24 protein-coding genes, 1 pseudogene and 1 riboswitch are annotated in these 23,437 nt (G+C 68.9%); of the genes and pseudogenes, 13 read left to right on the forward strand and 12 right to left on the reverse strand.

The window, feature by feature from the left end; translation table 11 throughout:
• Positions 1 to 19: 19 nt before the first annotated feature.
• A complete protein-coding gene (locus tag A5688_RS10300) occupies positions 20 to 2,185 on the forward strand; it encodes an AAA family ATPase (protein ID WP_067837707.1) in 2,166 nt (721 codons plus the stop codon).
• Here A5688_RS10300 and A5688_RS10305 read toward each other — a convergent pair.
• Positions 2,159 to 2,755 (reverse strand): TetR/AcrR family transcriptional regulator, encoded by a 597-nt coding sequence (locus A5688_RS10305; protein WP_067837649.1) that lies wholly within the window; start codon positions 2,753 to 2,755, stop codon positions 2,159 to 2,161. The two genes, A5688_RS10300 and A5688_RS10305, sit on opposite strands and share 27 nt — an antisense overlap.
• A gap of 21 nt (positions 2,756 to 2,776) precedes the next feature.
• Between A5688_RS10305 and A5688_RS10310 the strand changes: the two genes are divergently transcribed.
• Together A5688_RS10310 and A5688_RS10315 are read left to right on the forward strand one after the other, a co-directional pair.
• Entirely contained in the window at positions 2,777 to 3,604 is an 828-nt protein-coding gene (locus tag A5688_RS10310; RefSeq protein WP_067911045.1) for a DUF2867 domain-containing protein, read from the forward strand.
• Positions 3,605 to 3,609: 5 nt separating this feature from the next.
• Positions 3,610 to 4,542: an SDR family NAD(P)-dependent oxidoreductase gene (locus A5688_RS10315; protein ID WP_067911042.1), complete on the forward strand. Its 933-nt coding sequence runs from the start codon at positions 3,610 to 3,612 to the stop codon at positions 4,540 to 4,542.
• A 12-nt stretch (positions 4,543 to 4,554) separates the two neighbouring features.
• Here the strand turns inward: A5688_RS10315 and A5688_RS10320 are convergent, their stop codons facing one another.
• The 7 genes from A5688_RS10320 to A5688_RS10350 form a co-directional block, all read right to left on the reverse strand.
• Positions 4,555 to 5,373, reverse strand: coding sequence for an enoyl-CoA hydratase-related protein (locus A5688_RS10320; RefSeq protein ID WP_067837654.1), 819 nt, complete (start codon positions 5,371 to 5,373; stop codon positions 4,555 to 4,557).
• The gene (locus A5688_RS10325; RefSeq protein WP_067911039.1) at positions 5,370 to 6,392 is read right to left on the reverse strand and encodes a TIGR03617 family F420-dependent LLM class oxidoreductase; all 1,023 of its coding nucleotides are present in this window, start codon (positions 6,390 to 6,392) and stop codon (positions 5,370 to 5,372) included. The genes A5688_RS10320 and A5688_RS10325 overlap by 4 nt, the downstream gene beginning before the upstream one ends.
• Positions 6,393 to 6,415: 23 nt before the next feature.
• A complete protein-coding gene (locus A5688_RS10330) occupies positions 6,416 to 7,054 on the reverse strand; it encodes an LON peptidase substrate-binding domain-containing protein (protein WP_067911036.1) in 639 nt (212 codons plus the stop codon).
• The gene (locus tag A5688_RS10335) at positions 7,054 to 8,193 is read right to left on the reverse strand and encodes a glutamate--cysteine ligase (protein ID WP_431602666.1); all 1,140 of its coding nucleotides are present in this window, start codon (positions 8,191 to 8,193) and stop codon (positions 7,054 to 7,056) included. Before A5688_RS10335 ends, A5688_RS10330 begins: the two co-directional genes overlap by 1 nt.
• Entirely contained in the window at positions 8,174 to 8,854 is a 681-nt protein-coding gene (sodC, locus tag A5688_RS10340; RefSeq protein WP_067837664.1) for a superoxide dismutase[Cu-Zn], read from the reverse strand. The genes A5688_RS10335 and sodC overlap by 20 nt, the downstream gene beginning before the upstream one ends.
• Positions 8,855 to 8,953: 99 nt before the next feature.
• Positions 8,954 to 9,430, reverse strand: a complete 477-nt coding sequence (locus A5688_RS10345; protein WP_067837671.1) for a LytR C-terminal domain-containing protein — start codon at positions 9,428 to 9,430, stop codon at positions 8,954 to 8,956.
• A 19-nt stretch (positions 9,431 to 9,449) separates the two neighbouring features.
• Positions 9,450 to 9,758 (reverse strand): DUF3263 domain-containing protein, encoded by a 309-nt coding sequence (locus tag A5688_RS10350; protein WP_007768412.1) that lies wholly within the window; start codon positions 9,756 to 9,758, stop codon positions 9,450 to 9,452.
• 203 nt (positions 9,759 to 9,961) lie between these two features.
• Here A5688_RS10350 and A5688_RS10355 point away from each other — a divergent pair, with 203 nt between their 5' ends.
• The 4 genes from A5688_RS10355 to A5688_RS10370 all read left to right on the forward strand — a co-directional run bounded on the left by A5688_RS10355 (position 9,962) and on the right by A5688_RS10370 (position 12,945).
• Positions 9,962 to 10,555 carry a peptide deformylase gene (locus tag A5688_RS10355; RefSeq protein ID WP_067837674.1) on the forward strand — a complete coding sequence of 198 codons (594 nt, stop codon included), beginning with the start codon at positions 9,962 to 9,964 and terminating at the stop codon, positions 10,553 to 10,555.
• Positions 10,555 to 11,478: an N-acetylglutamate synthase, CG3035 family gene (locus A5688_RS10360; protein WP_067911035.1), complete on the forward strand. Its 924-nt coding sequence runs from the start codon at positions 10,555 to 10,557 to the stop codon at positions 11,476 to 11,478. Before A5688_RS10355 ends, A5688_RS10360 begins: the two co-directional genes overlap by 1 nt.
• An 83-nt stretch (positions 11,479 to 11,561) precedes the next feature.
• Positions 11,562 to 12,368, forward strand: coding sequence for an exodeoxyribonuclease III (locus tag A5688_RS10365; protein WP_067837710.1), 807 nt, complete (start codon positions 11,562 to 11,564; stop codon positions 12,366 to 12,368).
• A gap of 130 nt (positions 12,369 to 12,498) precedes the next feature.
• A complete protein-coding gene (locus tag A5688_RS10370) occupies positions 12,499 to 12,945 on the forward strand; it encodes a hypothetical protein (protein WP_067911063.1) in 447 nt (148 codons plus the stop codon).
• A 68-nt stretch (positions 12,946 to 13,013) separates the two neighbouring features.
• On the opposite strand, the pseudogene A5688_RS28100 reads toward A5688_RS10370, so the two are convergent.
• Positions 13,014 to 13,226: pseudogene (locus A5688_RS28100) on the reverse strand (Rv1535 domain-containing protein); the annotation flags it as partial.
• Between the two features lie 72 nt (positions 13,227 to 13,298).
• On the opposite strand from A5688_RS28100, the gene A5688_RS10375 reads away from it, so the two are divergent.
• The gene (locus tag A5688_RS10375) at positions 13,299 to 13,574 is read left to right on the forward strand and encodes a hypothetical protein (RefSeq protein WP_120312372.1); all 276 of its coding nucleotides are present in this window, start codon (positions 13,299 to 13,301) and stop codon (positions 13,572 to 13,574) included.
• Between the two features lie 4 nt (positions 13,575 to 13,578).
• Here A5688_RS10375 and A5688_RS10380 read toward each other — a convergent pair whose 3' ends face one another.
• From A5688_RS10380 to A5688_RS10390, 3 genes are all read right to left on the reverse strand, one after another.
• A complete protein-coding gene (locus A5688_RS10380) occupies positions 13,579 to 17,448 on the reverse strand; it encodes a SpoIIE family protein phosphatase (protein WP_067911033.1) in 3,870 nt (1,289 codons plus the stop codon).
• On the reverse strand, positions 17,448 to 17,807 hold the full coding sequence (locus A5688_RS10385; protein ID WP_067826866.1) for an STAS domain-containing protein: 360 nt from the start codon (positions 17,805 to 17,807) through the stop codon (positions 17,448 to 17,450). The genes A5688_RS10380 and A5688_RS10385 overlap by 1 nt, the downstream gene beginning before the upstream one ends.
• A gap of 129 nt (positions 17,808 to 17,936) precedes the next feature.
• Positions 17,937 to 18,596 (reverse strand): PAS and ANTAR domain-containing protein, encoded by a 660-nt coding sequence (locus A5688_RS10390; RefSeq protein ID WP_082955106.1) that lies wholly within the window; start codon positions 18,594 to 18,596, stop codon positions 17,937 to 17,939.
• A gap of 154 nt (positions 18,597 to 18,750) precedes the next feature.
• A riboswitch (TPP riboswitch) is annotated at positions 18,751 to 18,861 on the forward strand.
• On the opposite strand from A5688_RS10390, the gene thiC reads away from it, so the two are divergent.
• The 5 genes from thiC to A5688_RS10415 all read left to right on the forward strand — a co-directional run bounded on the left by thiC (position 18,853) and on the right by A5688_RS10415 (position 23,423).
• On the forward strand, positions 18,853 to 20,532 hold the full coding sequence (gene thiC / locus A5688_RS10395) for a phosphomethylpyrimidine synthase ThiC (RefSeq protein ID WP_067911024.1): 1,680 nt from the start codon (positions 18,853 to 18,855) through the stop codon (positions 20,530 to 20,532). Its footprint overlaps the riboswitch before it by 9 nt.
• A 70-nt stretch (positions 20,533 to 20,602) precedes the next feature.
• Positions 20,603 to 21,430 carry a bifunctional hydroxymethylpyrimidine kinase/phosphomethylpyrimidine kinase gene (gene thiD, locus A5688_RS10400; protein ID WP_067826855.1) on the forward strand — a complete coding sequence of 276 codons (828 nt, stop codon included), beginning with the start codon at positions 20,603 to 20,605 and terminating at the stop codon, positions 21,428 to 21,430.
• Positions 21,427 to 22,050: an alpha/beta hydrolase family protein gene (locus A5688_RS10405; RefSeq protein WP_067826852.1), complete on the forward strand. Its 624-nt coding sequence runs from the start codon at positions 21,427 to 21,429 to the stop codon at positions 22,048 to 22,050. The genes thiD and A5688_RS10405 overlap by 4 nt, the downstream gene beginning before the upstream one ends.
• A gap of 46 nt (positions 22,051 to 22,096) precedes the next feature.
• Positions 22,097 to 22,531 carry a MarR family winged helix-turn-helix transcriptional regulator gene (locus tag A5688_RS10410; RefSeq protein ID WP_067826850.1) on the forward strand — a complete coding sequence of 145 codons (435 nt, stop codon included), beginning with the start codon at positions 22,097 to 22,099 and terminating at the stop codon, positions 22,529 to 22,531.
• 16 nt (positions 22,532 to 22,547) lie between these two features.
• Positions 22,548 to 23,423 (forward strand): LLM class F420-dependent oxidoreductase, encoded by an 876-nt coding sequence (locus A5688_RS10415; protein WP_067911021.1) that lies wholly within the window; start codon positions 22,548 to 22,550, stop codon positions 23,421 to 23,423.
• The last annotated feature ends 14 nt before the right edge of the window (positions 23,424 to 23,437 follow it).

The raw sequence follows: 23,437 nt of genomic DNA on the forward strand, positions 1-23,437 counted from the left end.
CCCGGGCAGTGGCGGGGCCATCGGCTCCGGCCCGGCCCGACAGCTCACCCTGACCGCGCGGCTGAACACCTCCGCCGTCGACTCCCGCCGCGGCGTCATCCGGTTGCATCCGAACGCCATTGCCGCACTGGGGATTCGGGAGTGGGACGCGGTATCCCTGATCGGGTCGCGGACCACGGCGGCGGTCGCCGGCCTCGCCGGCCCGGACACGCCCGTCAGCACCGTGCTGCTCGACGACGTCACATTGTCCAACGCGGGGCTGCGGGAGGGAACGGCGGTGATCGTCGGCGCGGTCACCGTCTACGGCGCGCGGTCGGTGACGCTGTCCGGCTCGGCGCTGGCCACCCAGTCGGTCACGCCGGTCACGCTGCGACAAGCGTTGCTGGGCAAGGTGCTTACCGTGGGCGACGCCGTGTCGCTGCTGCCCCGCGACCTGGGGCCGGGCACGTCCACCTCGGCCGCGACCCGTGCGCTCGCCACCGCGGTGGGCATCAGCTGGACCTCGGAGTTGCTGACGGTCACCGGCGTCGACCCCGCGGGACCGGTCAGCGTGCAGCCCAACTCGCTGGTCACCTGGGGCACCGGTGTTCCGTCGGGCGTCTCGTCGCGGATATCCGTCGAAGTCGCCAGGCCGGAGATGGTCGTCGAGGAGCTCAAGGGCACCCAGCCGCAGGCCGCCAAGCTCGTCGAATGGCTCAAGCTCGCGCTCGACGAACCGCACCTGCTCAAGACATTGGGCGCCGGCGCCAACCTCGGCGTGCTGGTGTCGGGGCCCGCCGGCGTGGGCAAGGTGACTTTGGTGCGCGCGGTGTGCGGCGACCGCAGGCTGGTCACCCTGGACGGCCCGGAGGTCGGCGCGCTGGGCGCCGAAGACCGGCTCAAGGCCGTCGCCTCGGCGGTGCAGGCGGTCCGCGACGGCGGAGGCGTCCTGCTGATCACCGACGTCGATGCCCTGCTGCCGGCCACCGCCGAGCCGGTGGCCTCGCTGATCCTGGGCGAGCTGCGGACCGCGGTGGCCACCGAGGGCGTCGCCCTGATCGCCACGTCCGCGCGGCCCGATCAGCTCGACGCCCGGCTGCGGGCCCCCGATTTGTGCGACCGCGAGCTGGGCCTGCCGCTGCCCGATGCCGGCACCCGCAAGGCGCTGTTGGAGTCGCTGCTGCGAAACGTTCCCAACGGCGATCTAGATCTGGATGAGATTGCTTCTCGCACACCGGGTTTCGTCGTCGCCGACCTGGCCGCGCTGGTTCGCGAAGCGGCACTGCGGGCGGCGTCGCGGGCCAGCACCGACGGCCGGCCCCCTGCGCTGAAACAGGAGGACCTGGCCGGCGCGCTGACCGTCATCCGGCCGCTGTCCCGATCGGCCAGTGAGGAAGTCAGCGTCGGCGACATCACGCTCGACGACGTCGGCGACATGGCCGAAGCCCGACAAGCGCTGACCGAGGCCGTGCTGTGGCCGCTGCAACACCCGGACACCTTCGCCCGGCTGGGTGTGCAGCCGCCGCGCGGGGTGCTGCTGTACGGGCCGCCGGGCTGCGGCAAGACCTTCATCGTGCGCGCGCTGGCCAGCACGGGGCAGCTGTCCGTCCACGCCGTGAAGGGCTCCGAGCTGATGGACAAATGGGTGGGCAGTTCGGAAAAGGCCGTGCGCGAACTGTTTCGGCGCGCCCGGGATTCGGCGCCCGCACTGATCTTCCTCGACGAGGTGGACGCGCTGGCACCGCGACGCGGGCAGAGCTTCGATTCGGGCGTGACCGATCGGGTGGTCGCCGCGCTGCTGACCGAGCTCGACGGTGTCGATCCGTTGCGCGACGTGGTGGTGCTGGGTGCCACCAACCGACCGGATCTCATCGACCCCGCGCTGCTGCGCCCGGGCCGGCTGGAGCGGCGGGTCTTCGTCGAACCGCCCGACGCGGAGGCACGCCGCGAAATTTTGCGCACCGCAGGCAAATCCATCCCGCTGAGCGCCGACGTCAACCTCGACGACGTGGCCGCCGGACTCGACGGGTACAGCGCCGCCGATTGCGTGGCGCTGCTGCGGGAGGCGGCGCTGACGGCGATGCGCCGGTCGATCGACGCCACCGACGTGACGGCCGCCGACCTCGCGGCGGCGCGCGAAAACGTCCGGCCCTCTTTGGATCCCGTACAGATCGAGTCGCTACGGGCGTTCGCCAAAGCTCCGTAGCACGGCCAGGGCCGACGCCGCGACGTCCTTCTCCAGCCAGCTCGGCATCGGGTCGTCACGCGCGTGGCGCCGCACCACGGCGTAGGGCAGGTCCGCGACCGCCCGCGCGACGGCGTCGACGGATCGCGGCTTGCTGTTGCCGTATAGCTGCCGGGCCAACGCCGCAATGCGCTGCGTCAGCGGGGCGTTCATCGCGGCGAGCGTCTGCTGGAACGCCGCGTCGGGCTCGTCGTCGAGTAGGTCGCCCGGGCGGATCGTCAACAACAGCCGGGCGTCTTCGGGGAGGGCGCGCGCGAAGCCGACGGCGGCGACGGCCATCGCGACAGCGGTGTCAAGAGGGGTGTCGCCGTCGGCGGCCAGTGCGCGTTGCTGGAAGCGTTCGAGCGCGCGCAGCCACGCCGCCGTCAGAATGCCGTCGCGGTTGCCGAACCGGTGGTACAGCGTGCCCGCCGGTGCGCCACTGGCTTTCGCGATCGCGGCCACGCTGGCCGCGCGCGGCCCGCCGTCGAGCACCAGCCCGCGGGCTGCGTCGAGGATCACATCGGTTCCGTGCTTCCGCGGAGGTGCCACGATCTAGTACAGTCCTTCTATATGGAACGATTACCCTATATCGACGAGCATGCCATAACCATCGACGCCACGCGCGACGACACGTGGTCGGCGCTGTTGCGGGTGATGTGCCGCGACCCGCACGACCCGTCGAGCGTGCCTTTCGGCTTCGTCCTGGACGAGGCCCGGCCACCGGAGCGGTTCGGGCTCAAGGGCCGTCACCCCTTCGCGGTCTACCGCTGGGTGTTCGAGTTGGACGCCCTCGGCTCCGCCCGCACCCGGCTGCGGGCGGCCACCTGGGCGGACTTCCCCGGCCTGCACGGCAAGGCCTATCGGGCGCTGGTGATCGGCACCGGCGGGCATCGCGTCGTGGTGCGGCGAACCCTGAAGCGCGTTGCCGCGGCGGTGCTCGACGAGCGCGCGCAGACCGGTGAGACCGCGGCCGACTACGTGGACGTCTTCGAAGTTCCCATCGCCGCCGGCGACGTGCGCTCCGCCGAGCAAGCGTTTCGCGACGGCCTCGGCGACAGGCCGGGCGCGGGCGGACACCTGGTGTTGTGGATCCACCGCAACGTGTTGAGGTTGCGCCTGGGCCCGCCCCGCTCCCCCGGTCACCTGATCGGCTGGCCGATCGTTCGGTCGGATCCGGACGAACTGGTGCTCTCGACGCGTGGGCCATTGATGCGCGGCGAGCTGACGCTGCGCCGCCAGGACGGTCAACGCGCCGTGCTCACCACCCGCCTGCACTACCGCCACCGGACCGCCGCCCGGGCGGTCTGGGCGTTGATCGGTCCTTTGCATCGAATCGTGGCGCCGCGGCTGATGCAGCGCAGCGCCCACAAGGGTGGTGCCCTGGCGGCGATAAGTTAGTCCGCATGGCCGAACGTCCGACCGCGCTGCAAGCCGTCGATGGAATCGATTTGTCCGCCAAGACATGCGTGATCACCGGCGCGTCGTCGGGTCTGGGCCGCGAGTCGGCCCGGGCGCTGGCCGCCGCGGGCGCCCACGTCATCGCGGCCGCCCGCAACCGCGAGGCGCTCGCGGAGACGGCCCAGTGGATTGCGGCCGAGGTACCCGGAGCCCGGCTCTCCACGGTGCAGCTCGACCTCACCGCGTTGTCCAGCGTTCGGGCGGCGGCCGCCGCAATCGGCGGCATCACCCCGGTCGTCGACGTGCTGATGAACAACGCCGGCGTCATGTTCACGCCCTTCGACCGCACTCGGGATGGCTTCGAACTGCAAATCGGGACAAACCATTTCGGGCACTTCGAATTCACCCGGCTGCTCATCCCCCAGCTCACCGCCGCCGGCAGGGCTGGTGGACAAGCCCGGATCGTCGCCCTGTCGTCCGGCGGACACGTGCTGGGTGATGTCGACTTCGAGGACCCCAATTGGGAACGACGCGAATACGACAAGTTCGCCGCCTACGGAGCCTCCAAGACGGCGAACATCCTGCACGCGGTGGAGGCCGACCGCCGCCTGCGCCAATTCGGAATCCGCGCCTACGCGGTGCATCCCGGCACCGTGGCCACCTCGCTCGCCCGGTACATGTCGCGCGCGGATTTCTCGCAGTTGCGCAAGCTCGCCGCAGCGAACAGCCCCGAACCCTCCGACGGCTTCCTCGACTTCGTCATGCCCGAACACGGCGCGGCGACGCAGGTGTGGGCCGCCGCCGGCCCGGAGCTGGCCGACCAGGGTGGTCTCTACCTGGAAGACTGCCGGATCAGTGAAGCCGCACCCCACGCTCGCGATCCGGGGCGCGCGGCCGAGTTGTGGGAGCTCTCCGAGAGGCTTTGTGCCACAACCTGATCGCACGCCGGTTCACGGCTCGGGAAGCGGCGTCCATTCGCGGGACAGCCGCGAGGTGAAGCGCGGCGGCCGGCGATCGAGGAACGCGGCGACGCCCTCGGCGGCATCGGCACCGCCCATCACGCGTTCGTGCAGAAGGGTTTCCAGTGCCGCGACCTGTCGCGGTGTGTAGCGGTTGATCGCGCTGTCCCAGAGCAGGCGCTTGCACAGGGCCGCCGACATCGGCGCCACGTTGACCGCGATGTCGCGGGCGACGGTCAGCGCGTGGTCGAGCACCTGTCCGGCGGGCATGGCCCGGTTGGCGACGCCGAGCGCGGCGGCCTCCGTCCCGCCGAATGTGCGCCCGGTGAGCAGGATGTCGGCGGCCACCCCGAGGTTGGTCAGCTGGGTCAGCGTCCAGTGCGCCATGCAGTCGGGTATCACGCCCCGGCGGACCTGCACCACACCGTATTTCGCGTCCTCGGCGACGATGCGGATGTCGGCCTGTAGCGCGATGGTCAGCCCGATGCCGATGGCGTGGCCGTTGACCGCGGCGATCACGGGTTTGCGCAACTCGAATGCCGCGGGGGTGATCGGCGACGCCGAGAATGTGCCGTCTTCGGCGGGTGCGTCGAACGGGCTTGCGCCGCCGGAGAAATCGGCCCCGGCGCAAAACGCGCGCCCGGCGCCGGTCAGCACGATGGCCCGGACGTCGTCGTCCTCGTCGCAGTCCCGGTAGGCGCTGCTGAGCAGCGTGCCCATCTCGGCGGTGTAGGCGTTGAGGTGGTCGGGCCGATTGAGCGTGAGCACCGCCACGCCCGAATCGATGTCGACGGTCAAGTCGGTGCTCATGGCAGCGCCGGCACCCGGTGCAGGGCGCCGATCATGTCGGCGACGTCCGCGGGACGGGGGGTGTAGCCGGGGAAGTAACAGCACACCTCGCCGGCGTGCTCACCGAACCGCGCGGCGATCTGCTCTGCGCACTGCTCTGGCGTGCCGACGATCCCGATCCGGGCCACCATCTCGTCGGTGATCAGCCGGCGCATCTCGGCGAAGCGGCCCTGCTTGGACAGCGCGTTGAGCTCGGGCTGGACGTCGGCCCAGCCCTCGACCTGCAGCACGGGCAGGTACGCCGGCGTGGAGCCGTAGAACGCGATGAGGGAGGCCACCCCGTTGACCGTGGTCGCCAGGTCGGCCTCGTCGCGGCCGACGGCGACCATGGCCTGGGCGATGATCTGAAACTCACCCAACGTCCGTCCCGAGCGGCGCAGCCCCTCGCCGATGGCGGGCACGGTGCGTTCGGCGAAGTGGCGGGCGCTGTTGAACGGCATCACCAAGAGGCCGTCGGCAACCTCGGCCGCGGTGCGCGTCATCACCGGGCCCAGCGCACCCAGCAGCACCGGCGGCGGCCCGAACGGGTTGGGGCCCGGGTTGAAGTTGGGCGCCATGATGGTGTGCGTGTAGAACTCGCCGCGAAAGTCCAACCGGGCCCGGCCTTCCCACGCGTTGAAGATCGCCTTGATCGCGGCGATGGCTTCGGCCATCCGCGCCGCCGGCCTGTCCCAGCTACTGCCGTAACGCTTTTCGATGTGCACCTTGATCTGCGAGCCCAGTCCGAGCCGGAACCGGCCGCCGCTGTAGAGCTGCAGGTCGTAGGCGGAGTGCGCCATGTGCAGCGGGCTGCGCGGCGGGGCGATCGCGACGTTGGTCATCAAGTCCAGGCCGGTCGTTCCGGCGGCGATGAGCAGCGGGAAGAAGACGTCGTGCTGGCCCTCGAAGGTGAACAGGCCGTCCGCGCCCGTCGCGGCGATGTCGGCGGCACTCGCCGCCGCCTCCGCCGGTGAACCGCTGACCTGAAGCTGAACCTTCATGCGTCCGTCCTTAACCCGCCCGGTCATTCGGAAAGCTGAAACTCCACGACTTCGGCGACCGCGTCCACGCCTTCGCGCAGCGCGACCAGGCGGGCGGCGGCCGTCGGCGCCGACAGCACCGAATAGCGGTCGGCGGTGCCGATCGGGATGCGAGATGCCAACGCGAACAGGCGCTTTCCCGCCGATCCACCCCGGTCGTCGCCCAGGATCACCTCGCGGTCGGGGAGCTGGATGTCGCGGGCCTGCGCGATCCGCTCGAACAGCGCCATGGCGCGGTCTTCGACGTCGAGCAACTGGGCGTCCGAAACCTCGTCGCCGGGCTCGTCGGGCCACGGGGTGACCCGCGCGCGGGGATAGGGGTCGTCGGGTAGCCACTCGGACACCCGAATGCGTTCCCCGGTGCGGCAATTCAGCACGTAACGCCCGGCGCCTTGGTCGGCGCATTCGACGATCCGGGACAGGACGCCGACGTCGCAGCGCGCGTCGCCGCCACCGACCTCACGTCCGCGCGAGATCAGTACCACCCCGAACGGGTCATCGGTGTCCAGGCAGTGCCGCACCAGCGCGCCGTAGCGCGGCTCGAAGATCCGCAGCGGCAGGTCCTGGTCGGGCAGCAGCACCGACTCCAGCGGAAACATCGCCAGCTCAAGGGGTTCCGTCATCAGATGTCCAACTCGCCCACCAGCGCGTCGACCACCGCCCGCAGGTCGCCGTCGTGCTCTTCGGCCACTCGGCGCTGCCGCTGATACGAGGCACCGCGGCGGGGAATGTCTGCCACCGCGGCCAGCTCGTCGGCGCAATTCAATTTTTTGGCGACCGGCTCCAGCCGGTTCAGCACGTCGTCGAGGTCCTCGGTGACCAACCGCTCGTTGCTGTCGGCGTCCAGGATGATCACCGCATCCAGTCCGTAGCGGGCCGCGCGCCACTTGTTCTCCTGGTTATGCCAGGGCGGCATGCTGGGCAGCGACTCGTCGGCTTCCAGCCTGCGGTCCAGATCGACCACCAGGCAATGCGTCAACGCGACCAGCGCGCCCAGCTCCCGCAGGTTGGACACGCCGTCGCAGACCCGCATTTCGAGCGTGCCCAGGTGCGGCGAAGGCCTGATGTCCCAGCGGACTTCGTCGACGTGGTCGATGATGCCGGTCTTCTTCTGGTCGTAGACGAAGCGTTCGAACTCCGCCCACGTCTGGAATTGGAACGGCAGCCCGGCGGTGGGCAGCTGCTGAAACATCATCGCCCGGTTGCTGGCGTATCCGGTGTCCACGCCGGTCCACCACGGTGAGGACGCCGACAGGGCCAGCAGGTGGGGGTAGTAGTTGAGCAGCGACGTCATGATCGGCATCACCTTGTTCGGCGAGGAGATCCCGACGTGCACGTGCACACCCCAGATCAGCATCTGCCGTCCCCACCATTGGGTGCGCTTGATCAGTTCGGCGTAGCGCGGGGCGTCGGTGAGCTTCTGAGAAGTCCACTGCGCGAACGGGTGTGCGCCGGCGCAGAACAGCTCCATGCCGCGGTCCCGTACGATGCGGCGCGCCGGCCCGAGGGTCTGCCGCAGATCATCCATGGCCTCTCCGGCGGATTGGCAGATGCCGGTGACCACCTCGACGGTGTTGCGCAGCAATTCCTTGTGTACGCGCGGGTTTTCGCCGATCTCGGCGATCACCGCGGTGGCCTCGTTGCTCAGGTCGCGGGTGTGCGCGTCGACGAGTGCGAACTCCCATTCGACCCCGAGGGTCGGCCGCGGCGAACGGGCGAAATCGATGTGTGTGAGGGCCTTTTTAGCCGGCACCGATGACACCGCACGCCACCCGCTTGCCGGCGTCACCGGTACTCATCGTCATGTCGTTGGGTCCCGGCGTGCCACTGGTCTGGTTGTTGCTTCCTGATGGAGGGGTGGCGGAGCTTGCCGCACCGGCGTGAATGATGATCGCGGTCTTCTGCCCGGTGAGCAGATCCTCCATGGCGAACGCGTCCGTGGTGGTCATCAACGTGCCGGAGCCGTCCTTGCGCACCTGCAAGGTGGGCAGGGCTCCACTGGCGGGCTCGCCGGTGTGCCCGGGCGCCTGGAAGTGGTCGCCGGCGGACAGGAAGTCGCCGGGCGCGCCGCCGGTCGGGGCGACCGAATTGGGCTCGCACTTGCCGACCTTGTGGATGTGCATGTCGTGGAACCCGGGCGCGAGCACACCGTTGGCGGTCGTCTCGATGGTGACGGTGGCGTAGCCGTTGTTGAATTCGAACGTCGCGGTCGCGACCTGGGTGCCGTCCGGAGCCTTCAGGTGCGTGGTGATGCTCGGTGCCGCCGCGGGCCCGGGCTCCGAGGCTTTGGCGCCCGAGGGCGACGGCGATCCGGTCCAGACCGCGGGGGTGGTACCCGGAACCGACGACACGTGCTCGGGTGACGAACAGGCGCCCAGCAGCACGACGCAACCGGCCAGAACCAATGGGGGCAGCTTAGGCATAGCCAGCAGCCTAGCCCGGCGACGATGCGAGCCGGAACGGGCGCGCTGGGGGTACCTCCCGCTTGCGGGGGAGAACCGGGCAATCAACTCCAGCCGCGGCTACCCCGCGACGAGGACGATGACACCCGGCGGCTCGCCGCTGAGCGCGGGGATTCGCGGTTCGACGGGTGCGCCTAGGTTCTTGCCCACCGCATCGGCGGTGGCGTGCTCGTCGCCGGCATCGGTGTAGTAGACCGTGGTGGCCGACACGTCGGGCACCGTCATGTTGTCGACCTTGGTGACTTTGAATCCGGCGGACGTCAACTGGTCCTTGGTGCGCGCGGCCACACCCTCTTTCGAGGAGATGTTGTAGATCTGCACCTCGGCCTGGGTGCTGGGCGGCTTGCTGGTGGGCGACGCGGAGGCCGAGGTGGTGGCGCTCGCGCTGGACGCGGGCGACGCCGAATCGTCGTCAGAGCTCCCGGATGACCCCAGGGCCTGCCATCCGAGCAGCAGGAAAATGACGCCGAGGAACAACAGCACCATCACCATTGCCCGCAGGGGCAGACCGGTGGAGTCGGGAACTCGTTCTTTCATCGAGCCCTACTGTAACGAGTCAGGTCACCTCGAAGCCGAGGCGCCGCGCCGCACGTGCCTTTTGCCTGCTGGCGCGCAGCCGACGGAGCCGTTTCACCAGCATCGGGTCGGCGGCCAGCGCCTCGGGGCGGTCGACAAGCGCGTTGAGCACCTGGTAGTAACGCGTCGCCGACATCGAGAACAACTCTTTGATGGCGTCTTCCTTCACACCGGCGAACTTCCACCACTGGCGTTCGAAGGCCAGGATGTCGTGCTCGCGGCGGGTCAGCCCATCTGCGATCTCAGAGTCGTCCCCCGATCGATTTGCCCGCGCCATGGCGCTGTCCATATCGCTTCCCCTGGACCCTTCCGGCGAATTCCGAACTGCTCGAATGACTTGACTTAGCTAAGGGCGTGTTTCGGCGAATATTGAAACACGCTGCAAACCCTCAAGCCGTCATCCAGACCCGCGAGTCGGCGGATTGCCCTAGATTGCCCGGACTGAAGATCGCCGGCCGAGCAGCCCGCGGGCGTGCGGTAGCTTAGCCGACCATGGCAGTCGTTCCGATCCGCATCGTGGGAGATCCCGTCCTGCATACCCCGACACAGCCGGTGCCGGTCGCTGCCGACGGTTCGCTGCCGGCGGATCTGGCCGGGTTGATTGCCGACATGTACGACACCATGGACGCCGCGCACGGGGTGGGGCTGGCGGCCAACCAGATCGGTGTCGCCCTGCGGGTCTTCGTCTACGACTGCGCCGACGACCGGAGCCGCGCCGAGCGGCGGCGCGGTGTCGTCGTCAACCCGGTGCTGGAGACCTCCGACATTCCCGAGACCATGCCCGACCCGGACCACGACGACGAGGGCTGCCTGTCGGTGCCCGGCGAGTCGTTCCCCACCGGCCGCGCCAAGTGGGCACGCGTCACCGGACTCGACGCCGACGGCAAGGCGGTCTCCATCGAAGGCAACGACCTGTTCGCGCGGATGCTGCAGCACGAGACCGGGCACCTGGATGGCTTTCTCTATCTGGACCGCCTCATCGGTCGGCACGCGCGCAGCGCGAAACGCGCCGTCAAATCCCACAACTGGGGCGTGCCCGGCCTCTCCTGGATGCCCGGCGAGGGACCGGACCCGTTCGGTCACTGATGTTCTCGTGGCCCGAACCGGGAACGCGGGTGACGGTTCGCTACCGGCGCCCGGCCGGATCGGTGCCGCCGCTGACCGATGCGGTGGGGCACCTGCTGGCGGTCGACCCGATGGTGCGGGTGCGGACGAAGACCGGCGGGGTCGTCGAATTCGCGCCTTCCGAAGCGGTCGCGCTGCGGGTGCTGACCGACACCCCCGTCCGAACCTCGCAGATCCGCGCGCTCGAGCATGCCGCGGCCGCGGCCTGGCCGGGCGCGCAGCATGTTTGGCTGGACGGCTGGCTGCTGCGGGCCGGCCCCCCAACCGGCAAGGGCGCCGGGCTCGCCGCGAATTCCGCGGTGCCACTGGACTTTTCAGCTCAGACCAGTGCCATACCGGCGATCGCTGATTGGTATGAGCGCCACGGCCTGCAGCCGCGACTGGCCGTGCCCGATCGGCTGCTGGCGCTGCCGCCGGGGGTGACCGCCGAAGGCACGGAAAAGGTTGTCGTGCGCGAGCTTTCCGGCTTGGCCACCCGCGAAGCCGATCCGTCCATCAGCTTGTCACCACGCCCCGACGGGGCGTGGCTGCGGCTATCCGGCGGTGAGTTTCCCATCGACGTGCTGACCGCCGTCATCGACGGCGAGCTCGTGTTCGGCACGCAGCGCGAGGCCACCGTCGCGCGTGCCGCGGTGACCGACGCGCCCGATGGCGCGCGGTGGCTGGGCATCTCGGCGGTGCGCTCCACCGAGCATGCCGACGAGCGATCGGCGGCGCAGTTGTGTGAGGCGTTGTTGGCGTGGGGTTCCGATCGCGGCGCGACGCGCGGCTACATGGTGCTGCCCGACACCGGCGCGACGACGCTTGCCGGGGCGCTGGGATTCCGGCTGCACCACCGCCGCCGCTACGTCCCGGTGCCCTCGGGCGGCTGGGATAGCGTCTAGCCATGCCCGACGGGAACGACCTGCAGCCCGGCGTTGATGGCGGCGACCCGCTGCGCCCGACCGCGCCGCCCTCGCGATCGCCGCTGCGGCTGGCCACCTGGAACGTCAATTCGATTCGCTCACGGCTGCCCCGCGTCGTCGACTGGCTTGCCCGTGCCGACGTCGACGTGCTGGCGATGCAGGAGACCAAATGCTCCGACGGCCAGTTCCCCACTTTGCCGTTCTTCGAACTCGGCTACGAGGTCGCGCACGTCGGTTTCAATCAGTGGAACGGCGTGGCCATCGCCTCACGCGTCGGTCTCGACGATGTACAGATCGGATTCGACGGCCAGCCCACCTGGAGCAGCAAGCCGGAAGTCGCCGCCACCGCGGAGGCTCGCGCCCTGGCCGCCACGTGCGGCGGCGTCCGGATGTGGAGCCTCTACGTGCCCAACGGCCGTGCCCTGGGCGATCCGCACTACACCTATAAGCTCGAATGGCTTGCCGCACTGCGTGATTCGGCATCAGCCTGGTTGCGCGACGATCCCTCCGCCGCGATCGCGCTGGCCGGCGACTGGAATATCGCTCCGCAAGACGACGATGTCTGGAGCATGGAGTTCTTTGCCGGCGCCACCCATGTCTCCGAGCCGGAGCGCCGCGCGTTCCACGCCATCGTCGAGGCGCAATTCACCGATGTGGTGCGGCCTTTCGCGCCGGGCCCCGGGGTCTACACGTACTGGGACTACACCCAGCTGCGGTTCCCGAAGCGGCAAGGCATGCGCATCGATTTCATCCTGGGCTCACCGGCTTTGGCCGGCCGGGTGACGGACGCGCAGATCGTCCGCGAAGAACGTAAAGGCAAGGCGGCCAGCGATCACGCGCCGGTGCTCATCGACGTGAGGCGCGACTGACCGCGATCATGGCGGCCGGGCCGGGCCGACATCGCGTTAACCTCAGGCAAATTTGATCCGGCTTCTCGTTGTATGCGCGATGGCAAGGTGGCAGGCTTTGGATATTCAGCAGCACAAGCAGGGAGTCATCATGAGTGTCATCGGCGGAGCAGTCCGGGGCGTGAGTCAGGCGGTGAACCGCGCGGCGACCGCGACGACCGCGGCCGCCGGTGCCGTGGGTGGCGCGGCGGTCAACGGAGTCATCGGCGGCGTGACCGGAGCGGCGGAGGGCGTCAAGCGCGGCATGAGCAGCGGGAGCCACTCGGCGCCCGCGGCCGCCCTGGCCTTCGGCGCGCTCGGCGTCGCCGGATTGGTCGAGTGGCCGGTGCTGCTGGCGGTCGGGGGCAGCGCCCTGCTGATTCAGAGGTTGAGCCACAGACAAAACGGCGAGCCGCGGGCGGTCAAGGCGAATCTGAAAGCGGTGCCGGTGGAGCCGGTGCCGGAGAAGCCGGCGCCCGCGAAGGCCGCCAGCAAGTCGACGGCCAAGAAAACGGCCGGACGCCGGGCGGGCACTACGGGGTTGCGCAGCACCAACTAGGCGAGCCGCCGCTGATCAGCCGGTCGTTTGGTCCCACATGCCGGGGCTACCTGCGGAGATGTCCATCGCGCAACGCGATCCGTCTCGTGAGCGCTCGGATCCGGGCAGATCGGACCCCGAACCGCCCGGGACGGCGCCTTCGCACCGCGACGAGACGCCCCATCGCTGTGCCGAATCTCGACGACCCCGACGCGCCACAACAGCGCATAGAGTTCGACTAGCGGCACTTTCAGCACCAAAGCGAACGATGAAACTAGCGGATCGCCCCCGGCGTCGGTCATCGTCGACATAAGACCGACGGTGAACGCGCGACCCAGCGAGACGGGAAACCCTTCGTTACCGAAAGGCAAATGATGGCGGAAAAGAAGTCGCGGCGCGGCACTCCCCAGCGCGAGGCGGTGCAGAAGATCCGCGAGGGCGAGACCTTTGTGGTGAATCTGCCGGCGATCGGACAGGTGGAAATCCCCCGGCCAGAGCAGTTGGCGTACTTCGGCGGGCTCGCAGCCCTGGCGGCCCTCGAACTCATCGACTGGCCGGTGGCCGTGGTCATCGCCGCAGGTCACCTACTGGCCAGCAGCCACCACAACAAGATCCTGGAGGAGCTCGGCGAGGCGATGGAGGAGGCCTAGCCGGTCAGCTCGCCGCGGAGCTCCCCGCGACCGCACTGTCGAATCGCAGGGTGACCCGGGTGCCGGCCGGGGTGCGCAGCGTTTCCACGTCGTCGGCCAATCCGCTCATCAGGGTGAGCCCGCGTCCGCGGCGACGGCTGCGCAGGCTGGCCGACGAATCGCCGATCCACTGGCCGGTGTCGCTGACGGTGACGACGACGGTGTCGCGATGCAGGAAGGCCTCGACGGACACCGTCTGGCGCGACTCGTTGCGGCTGCCGTGTTCGATCGCGTTGGTGACCGCTTCACCGGTTGCCAACAGGATGTCCGTTTCGCGACTCGGCACGACGAAGATGCTGCTCAGCCAGCCCCGCAGCTGTTCGCGCGCGACGGGAATCTGGGCGGGCGCGGCCGACACCACGGTGGCGAAGCTATTCGCGGAGAGGTGGCTTGGCCGTAACGCAAGCACAACCACGTCGTCGCGGTAGCCGGACGGTGGGGCCATCCGGGAAAGCAACTCCGCACAGATCGATTCCACCGGCTGGCCGGCGCACTGCGCCGCCGCCGCTTGCAGGCGGGCGAATCCGTCGTCGAGCGTTTCGCCGGGTCGTTCCATGAGTCCGTCGGTGTAGAGCAGCAGCAGCCCGCCCGGTGGCAGCTCCGCCGTTGCGGTGGCTCCGGGCGGGTCGTCGGCGGTGTCGGTGGCGGCGCGCCGGGTCACCGACACCGGCGTACGCCGACCGGATTCCAAGAACATCGCCTGCCCGTCGGGCAGGACCAGCAGCGGATACGGGTGGCCGGCGCAGCTGTAGCTGATGGTGGCGGCACCGGCGGGGCCTTCGGTGTCGATCAGCGCGTAGGCGACCGTCGCGCAGCGCGCGCCGTCGACGCTGACGCCGTATCTGTCCAGCGCGCCCAGCACCGCGTCCGGCTCGCCCGCGGTGAGCGCGGCGGCGGCCACCGCGGCGCGCAGCCGGCTCATCACGATGGCCGCGGGCAGGCCGTGTCCGACCACGTCACCGACCGATATCGCGATCTTGCCACCCTGGTCCAGGGGGGTGACCGAATACCAGTCGCCGCCGACCCGCATGGCCTCACCGGCCGGCTGATAGATGGCCGCCACGACGGCGGCGGTGGAACAGCGGTCCAGGTCCAGCAGGTGCTCCTGAAAGTCGACGGCGATCTCGTGTTCGCGGGCCATCAGGCGCACCCGGTCCAACGCGGAGGACGTCAGCTCGGCCATGCGGCCGAAGGCATCGAGTTCGGCGGTGTCGAACTGGCGCGGCGCCGGCCACAGCAGCGAAAGCACACCCAGGATGCGGTCAGAGCCGTCCCGCAGCGGGTGGGTTACGCACGCGCGGATGCTCGCGGCGCTGTCCTGCACGGCGAGTTCGTAGCGCGGGGGCAGTTCGAAGGTGTCGGTGACGATCATGGGCTCGCCGGTTCGGGCGACGTCGGCGCCGATCAGCGGGGCATCGAGCGCGACGATGTGGTACCGGTCGCGGAACTCCGCGGGCAGATCGCCGGCGTATTCGAACCGCAGGTACTGCTCGCCGTCGATCACTCCGATCGCGACGGCACCGGCGTCTCCCGAGCCGAACGAGGAGCCCAGCAGGGCGTCCATGATTCCGGAGATCGAGTTGGTGGTCTGCAGCGCCGAGTCGAGGTGCACCAGGTCCGAGGCCAGGCTCGACTGCGCCTCACGGCGCTGCCGGTCACGCTCGCGGCCAACCGCCGACAGCCGCGACGCCACCCGGTCGATCAGCTCCTGTGACCGGAACGGCTTGGCCAGGTAGTCGTCGGCCCCACCGGCGTAGCCCTCGTTGACGGCGTCCGCGCCCGCCCGGGCGGACAGCATCAGGATCGGCGTCGCCGCCAGGTCCGGGTCCGCACGAACGGCGGCCACGAATCCGAAACCGTCCAGTCCCGGCATCATCACGTCGGTGACGATCGCGTCCGGGCGCAGGTTTCGGGTCGCGGCCAGCGCCGACTCGCCGTCGGCGACCAGAACCGTCTCCCAGCGGGTGGACAACACCCGGTCCAGGTGGGCGCGCATGTCGGCGTTGTCGTCGGCGATCAGCACCAACTGGCGGCCGGGCCGGGGCGCGGCGGCGACCGGTTCGGCAACCGACATCACCCACTGACTGGCCTCGGCGACATACGGATTGGTTTCGTCCAGCCCGGCGGGCAACGGGTGGACCACCGGACCTGAGACCGATCGCGGCACCCGGATGGTCACGGTGGTCCCGCGGTCCAATTCGCTGTCGATCTGGACCGTTCCGCGGTGCAGGTCGACCAGGCCCCGCACCAGAGACAATCCGATGCCGGTGCCCTCCACACTGCGTCCGCGCGCGTTGTCGACCCGGTAGAAACGCTCGAACAGCCGGTTCAGATCCTCGGCGCCGATACCGACTCCGGTGTCGCTTATGGCGAGCTCGCAGTGCGTGGAGTCGGTTCGGACCCGCACCGAGATCGTGCCCTGCAGCGTGTATTTGACCGCGTTGGACAGCAGGTTGAGGACGGTCGTCTCCCACATGCCCGGGTCGACGTCGGCCAGCGCCGCCGCGCAGTCCAGCGTGAGTTCGAGCCCGGCCCGGTGACACAGCTCGGTGAACGACGACGCAATCTGCGCGGAGAGCGCGCCGACGTCGGTGCGCACCAGCTTCGCGTTGGCCCGGCCGGCCTCGATGCGGGAGAAGTCGAGCAGGGAGTCGACCAGGCGCTGCAGGCGCCGCGCGTTGCGTCCCGCGGTGGTAAGCCGCTCCGCGAGAACGCTTTCCGGTGCCGCATCGGACAGCGCGTCATCGAGCGGTCCGAGCAGCAGGGTCAGCGGGGTCCGGAACTCGTGGCTGACGTTGGTCAGGAACGCGGTCTTGGCCCGGTCCAGTTCGGCCAGCGCGTCGGCGCGGTGCCGCTGCAGCTCGTAGGAGACGATCGAGGCGAATGTCGACGACAGCTGGTCGGCCAGCAGTTTGCAGAAACCGCGGTACTGCGTGTCGAGGGGACAGCGCGGATTCGTGCCGACGACCAAGGCGCCGGCGGTCGCGCCCTCACCCACTGGTAGCACCAGCACGCGGTCCGGGCAGTCGTCGCCCAAAGCCGCCTCGATGCCGGGAACCCTCGCCGCGAGATCGCCGATTTCTTGTACGTCGCCCCTAGACCGCGACGCCGGGTCCGAGTCGGTCCACTGAGCGAGCGAATTCGGCAGGACCGACAGCGCCGAGGCGGTAGCACCCCGCAGAGTGGTGTCACCCTCCGCGTCGGCGACATACATGGCGATCAATGGGAGGTCCGCCGGCTGTGCCGCGCACACCTCGACGGTCGCGCTCACCGCGTCATCGATGGTCTGGGTTTCCCTGACCGCGGACGCGACGGCGTTGAGCACGTGCAGCCGCCGCTCGCCCATCACCCGCTCGGTCGTCTCGGTGACCGCGCAGAAGATCCCGGACACATCGCCGCCGGCGGCGATCATCGGGCCGTAGGTGAAGGTGAAATATCGGTCCCGCCGCCGGCCTTCCATCACCATTGACAGCAGCAGGTCGCGGGACCAGGTGGCCGCGCCCGTCGCGACGACCCCGGCGAGCATCGGGCCGATCGAGTCCCAAATGTCCCACCACACTTCCCGGCCGGGCCGGCCCAGTGCAGCCGGATGTTTGTCCGCCAGGGCAGGTATGTAGGCGTCGTTGTAGACCAGGAAGAGATCCTGCGGCCCCAACCACAGCACGATCGGAAAACGCGACGTCAGCGCGGTCGCCACCGCCGCGCGGAATTCGGCCGGCCAGTCACCCGGGGGTCCCAGCGGGTGTGCGTCCCAGTCGTATTCGGCGAACCGCCGGCCCATCTCGCCGCCCAACGAAACAGCAGCGGCCAGGTCAGCCGGCAGTCGCGAGTCCATCACTGCCGTCTTCGTTGCAACGCCGCGGCTAACGTCGGGTAGATGTCGAAGACCCGGTCCAACTCGGTGACCTGGATCGGCCGCAGCACCTGGTCGTGGTCGGCGACCAGCCGAATTGACGTCCCGCCGGCTTTCGCGTCCTCGTGACAGTCGAGCACGGCGTTCAACGCGGCGCTTCCGAAGAAATCAACAGCCTGCAAGTCGATCACCACCGGTCGGACCGGCTGCGCCGAGGCCAGCTCGAGCGCGGTGGTCAGGTGAGCGGAAAGCTCACCGACATTACTGGAGTCGACATCGCCTTTGACGCTCACAATCACTACGTCTTCGTGAGCCTCGTGTTCGACCGCCAACAACCTCACGCCTTTCGCCGCAGTCAACGGGGAATCTGCAGCCGCTAAGCCCGACGACGCGGCAGGGATGCGCGGGCGCGCATCGCAGATCACTCGAGATTAACCCCTACCCGAACTGCTCGTTTGCCGATTCGCTGGTTACCCGATGTGCTCGGGAGGAATCCTCTCGTGCACGGTCAGCAGCAAATGGTCGAACTGACTCTGCACGGTGGCCGACGGAGCCGGCAGGCTGGCCACTTCGGTGAGCAGTTGCTTGGCTAGTGCACGCAGTTTCACGTTGGTCTCCTGCGACCGCCACTGCAGCACGCGAAACGCCTGCTCGGCGCTGACCCGGTAGATGGACATCAGCACGCCCTTGGCCTGTTCGATGGCCGCGCGGTTCTCGAACAGGTCCGGCAGCGCGGTGTCGAGCACCGCCTGCCGCGTCTCGTCGAACGTGTTTGTGAGGTCGATGTAGTAGCCGGCGGTGCCCAGCACGGCGCCCGACTCGTCCAGCATGCGGTCGGCGACGACGATCGCGTCGTGCACCGTGCCCGCGGTGTCGATGAACCGGTGCCGGCTGGAGAACGACTCCTCGGACTGCAGGGCGTAGTCGAGCAACTCCTGAACATGCGCGCGGTCGTCGGGATGCTTGTGCGACAGCAGCAGTTCGGTCGTCGGCACGACCTCCCCGGGTTCGTAGCCGTGCATCCTGGCCACCTCGTCGGACCATTCCCAGCGCTGACCCACGAACCAGAACCGGAAGGCGCCGATGTTCAGGTATCCGGGGGCCGGGTCGACCGGATCGGAAAATCGCACGCCGTCCCCATCGGATGACGATTCCCCTGTTCGCCTGCGCTGTTGCACGTTTGCATTTTTCCACTAAGGGAATGCCCTCGGCTACCGCCCCGGGGGAAAAGGCCGTCACGGTGCGATGTGCTCCGAGGTGGGGGTAACGTCGCGTGCGGACCCATCCATACGACGCGGGAGCGCACGCCGAGTGCGCTGAGAGGACGGCTCGGGGCCGTCGACCGTACGAACCTGACCGGGTAATGCCGGCGTAGGGAGATGAAAAATGACTGATGTCCTTTCCGGAACCGCGTCGGGCACCGACTCGCCCGGCGTCGAGCCTGCCGTGACCACCGGCCCCATCGCGGGCAGCAGCAAGGCCTATCGCGAGATCGACGGCCCGGACGGGGTGACCCTGCGGGTGCCGCTACGGCGGGTGCACCTGTCCACCGGCGACGACTTCGACCTGTACGACACCTCCGGGCCCTACACGGATCCGGACGCGACGATCGATCTGACGGCCGGACTGCCCGCGCGTGCCGGGCTGGTTCGCGACCGCGGCACCCAGCTGCAGCGCGCCCGAGCCGGGGAGATCACCGCGGAGATGGCGTTCATCGCCGCCCGCGAGGGCATGCCCGCCGAGCTGGTGCGCGACGAAGTCGCGCGGGGCCGCGCGGTGATCCCGGCCAACCACAACCACCCCGAGATCGAGCCGATGATCATCGGTAAGGCGTTCGCGACCAAGGTGAACGCCAACATCGGCAACTCTGCGGTGACGTCCTCGATCGCCGAGGAGGTCGACAAGATGGTGTGGGCCACCCGGTGGGGTGCGGACACCATCATGGACCTGTCCACCGGCAAGAACATCCACGAAACCCGCGAGTGGATCCTGCGTAACTCGCCGGTGCCCGTCGGCACCGTGCCCATCTATCAGGCGCTGGAAAAGGTCAAGGGGGACCCGACCGAACTGACCTGGGAGATCTACCGCGACACCGTGATCGAGCAGTGCGAGCAGGGTGTGGACTACATGACCGTGCACGCCGGGGTGTTGCTGCGCTACGTGCCGCTGACCGCCAAGCGCGTCACCGGCATCGTGTCCCGCGGCGGCTCGATCATGGCGGCCTGGTGCCTGGCGCATCACCGGGAGTCGTTCCTGTACACCAACTTCGACGAGCTCTGCGAGATCTTCGCCCGCTACGACGTCACCTTCTCCCTCGGTGACGGCCTGCGGCCGGGCTCGATCGCCGACGCCAACGACGCCGCGCAGTTCGCCGAGCTGCGCACCCTGGGTGAGCTGACCAAGATCGCGAAATCCCATGGCGTGCAGGTGATGATCGAGGGTCCGGGCCACGTCCCGATGCACAAGATCGTCGAGAACGTGCGGCTTGAAGAGGAGTGGTGCGAGGAGGCGCCGTTCTACACGCTGGGCCCGCTGGCCACCGACATCGCGCCGGCCTACGACCACATCACTTCGGCGATCGGCGCGGCCATCATCGCCCAGGCCGGCACCGCGATGCTGTGCTACGTGACTCCCAAGGAACACCTGGGGCTGCCGGATCGCAAGGACGTCAAGGACGGGGTGATCGCCTACAAGATCGCCGCGCACGCCGGCGATCTGGCCAAGGGGCATCCGCATGCGCAGGAACGCGACGACGCTTTGAGCACAGCGCGTTTCGAATTCCGGTGGAACGACCAGTTCGCGCTGTCTTTGGACCCCGACACCGCACGCGAGTACCACGACGAGACGCTGCCGGCCGAGCCCGCCAAGACCGCGCACTTCTGCTCCATGTGCGGGCCGAAGTTCTGCTCGATGCGCATCACCCAGGACGTCCGCGACTACGCCGCCAAACACGGCCTGGACAGCGAGGAGGCGATCGAGGCGGCCATGAGCGAGGGCATGGCGGAGAAGTCTCGCGAGTTCGCCGAGCACGGCAACCGGGTGTATCTACCGCTGGCCCAGCAGTGATCGCAAGCGCGGCCGCGGTGATCGCAAACGCGGCGCGGCCGGGCGCAGCGGGTCGCCGCCATCTGGCCCAGTGACGTTCCTGCCGCTGCCCGCGCCGGGCACGACCCCGCGGCGGGTGCTGTCCATCGCCGGATCGGACTCCGGGGGCGGCGCGGGCATCCAAGCCGACATGCGCACCATGGCGCTGCTGGGTGTGCACGCGTGCGTCGCCGTTACCGCGGTCACCGTGCAGAACACGTTGGGCGTGCAGAGTTTTCACGAGGTGCCCGGTGATGTCGTCGCCGGCCAGATCGAAGCCGTGGCCGGCGACATCGGCATCCAGTCCGCCAAGACCGGAATGCTGGCGTCGCCGCGCATCATCGACACCGTGGCCACCACGTGGCGCCGGCTCGGGTTGACGGTTCCGCTCGTCGTCGACCCGGTAGCGGCTTCCATGCACGGCGACCCGCTCATGGCACCGGCGGCTCTGGATTCGCTTCGCAACCAACTGTTTCCGTTGGCGACGCTGGTGACACCGAACCTCGACGAGGTGCGGCTGCTGGTGGACATCGACGTGGTGGACGGCGATTCACAACGCGCGGCGGCCAAGGCCCTGCATGCGCTGGGCCCGCAGTGGGTTCTGGTCAAGGGCGGTCACCTGCGGTCATCGGATCGCAGCTGCGACCTGCTCTACGATGGCGCCGATTTCCACGAGTTCGACGCGCAGCGGGTCTCCACCGGTAACGACCACGGCGGCGGCGACACACTCGCCAGCGCCGTAGCGTGCGCGCTGGCGCACGACTTCACGGTGCCGGACGCCGTTGCGTTCGGCAAGCGGTGGGTCACCGAATGTCTGCGCGCCGCTTACCCGTTGGGCCATGGCCATGGTCCCGTCTCCCCACTGTTCCGGCTGTCATGAATCTCGATCAGATCGCGGGCATCGCGCACGAGCCGAACGGTCACCCCAAGGGTGTGGTCGTCTTGACCCACGGCGCCGGCGGCAACCGGGATTCCGTTCTGTTGCAACAGGTGTGCGACGAATGGGCACAGCGGGGCTGGCTTGCGGTGCGCTACAACCTGCCCTACCGGCGGCGCCGGCCCACCGGACCGCCGTCCGGTTCGGCCGCCACCGATCGGGCCGGTATCGTCGAGGCCATCGAATTGTGCCGCCGCCTTGCCACCGGGCCGCTGATCGCGGGCGGACATTCCTATGGCGGCCGCCAGACATCCATGGTCGTCGCGGCCGGGGAGGCGGCGGTGGACGTGCTGACGCTGTTCTCCTATCCGGTCCATCCCCCGGGTAAGCCCGAGCGCGCCCGCACCGAGCACCTGCCCGACATCACCGTGCCGACGGTGTTCACCCACGGGACGTCGGATCCGTTCGGCACGCCCGACGAACTGCGCGCCGCTGCCGCGTTGGTCACCGGAACGACCGCGGTCGTCGAGATCGCCAGTGCCCGACACGATCTGCGATCCAAGACCCTGAACGTGCCGGCGCTGGCCGTCGACGCCGCGCTGCAGCTGCTCGGTCGGGATTAGACAGCTGCAACTGGACAGTTTTAGCTGTCTAATTTAGAGTGGTGGCGTGGATGGCATCAGCGACTCCGCGGCAGCGGCGGCGCGCGATATCCGGGTGGTGTTCAGCAGGCTACGGCGCCGCTTGAAAGACATCGCGGTCGACGGTTTGACACCGTCGCAGACGGCGGTGCTCACGCGGCTGTGGAAAGATGGGCCGTCGTCGGCCAGCGCATTGGCCGGCGCGGAACAGGTACGTCCCCAGTCGATGGCCACCATCCTCGCCGCCTTGCGCCAGCGCGGGCTCATCGAACGCGCCCCGGACCCGAATGACGGTCGGCGCCAGGTGGTCTCGCTGACCCCGGCCGGGAAAAAGCGGGCCGAAAGCGACCGTCGCGCACGCGAGGAGTGGCTGGCCCGCGCCATCCAGGAGCGCTACACCGAGGCCGAGCGACGCGTCATCGTCGACGTGTTGTCGCTACTCGAGCGCTTGACCGAGCAATGAAAGGACGCGTGCCACAATGGAAGTAGGACTGCACTTCATCGACTTTCTGCCGGGAGACCCGGCCCGCCTGGGCCCAACGCTGGCGGACGCGGCCAAGGCCGCCGAGCAGGGCGGCGCCACCCTGTTCACCCTGGCCGACCACTTTTTCCAGATGGAAGAGCTTGCACCCGCAGAGAATCCGTTCCTCGAGGGCTACACGACGCTGGGCTTCCTGGCCGCCCAGACGACCACGATCGACCTGGCCCTGCTGGTCACCGGGGTCACCTATCGCTACCCCGGCGTGCTGGCCAAGGCGGTCACTACCCTGGACGTGCTGTCGCAGGGCCGGTCGATGCTGGGGCTGGGCGCGGCCTGGTACGAGCGCGAGCACACCGCGCTGGGCATCCCGTATCCGTCGTTGAGCACCCGCTTCGAAATGCTCGAAGAGACGTTGCAGATCTGCCGGCAGATGTGGAGTGACAACGATGGGCCCTACCGCGGTGAGCACTACCGGCTGAACGAGACGATCTGTGCGCCGCAACCGATTCGGTGTCCCCCGATCCTGATCGGCGGGGACGGCGAGAAGAAGACGCTGCGCCTGGTCGCGCAATACGCCGACATCTGGAACAGCATGTCGACGGACGTCGACGAGCTCGAGCACAAGATCGAGGTGCTGAACCGGCACTGCGACACGGTGGGCAGAGATCCCGGTGACATCCGCAAGACGTCCGGCGGCCTCGCCGGCAGCGACCCCTTCGGGAACACCGACGAGTTCCTGAAGACGGTCGAACGCTACGCCGGGCTCGGTGTCGACATGATCAATATCGGTCCGCTGCCCGGCAATCCGGATCCGGTCGGCTTTGTCCGCCGCCTGGGCGACGAAGTGATTCCCCGGCTCGCCGAAATAGGTTGACGGGGTTGGTGTTG

The organism is Mycobacterium mantenii, from assembly GCF_001667865.1.
Classification (GTDB): Bacteria; Actinomycetota; Actinomycetes; order Mycobacteriales; family Mycobacteriaceae; genus Mycobacterium; species Mycobacterium mantenii_A.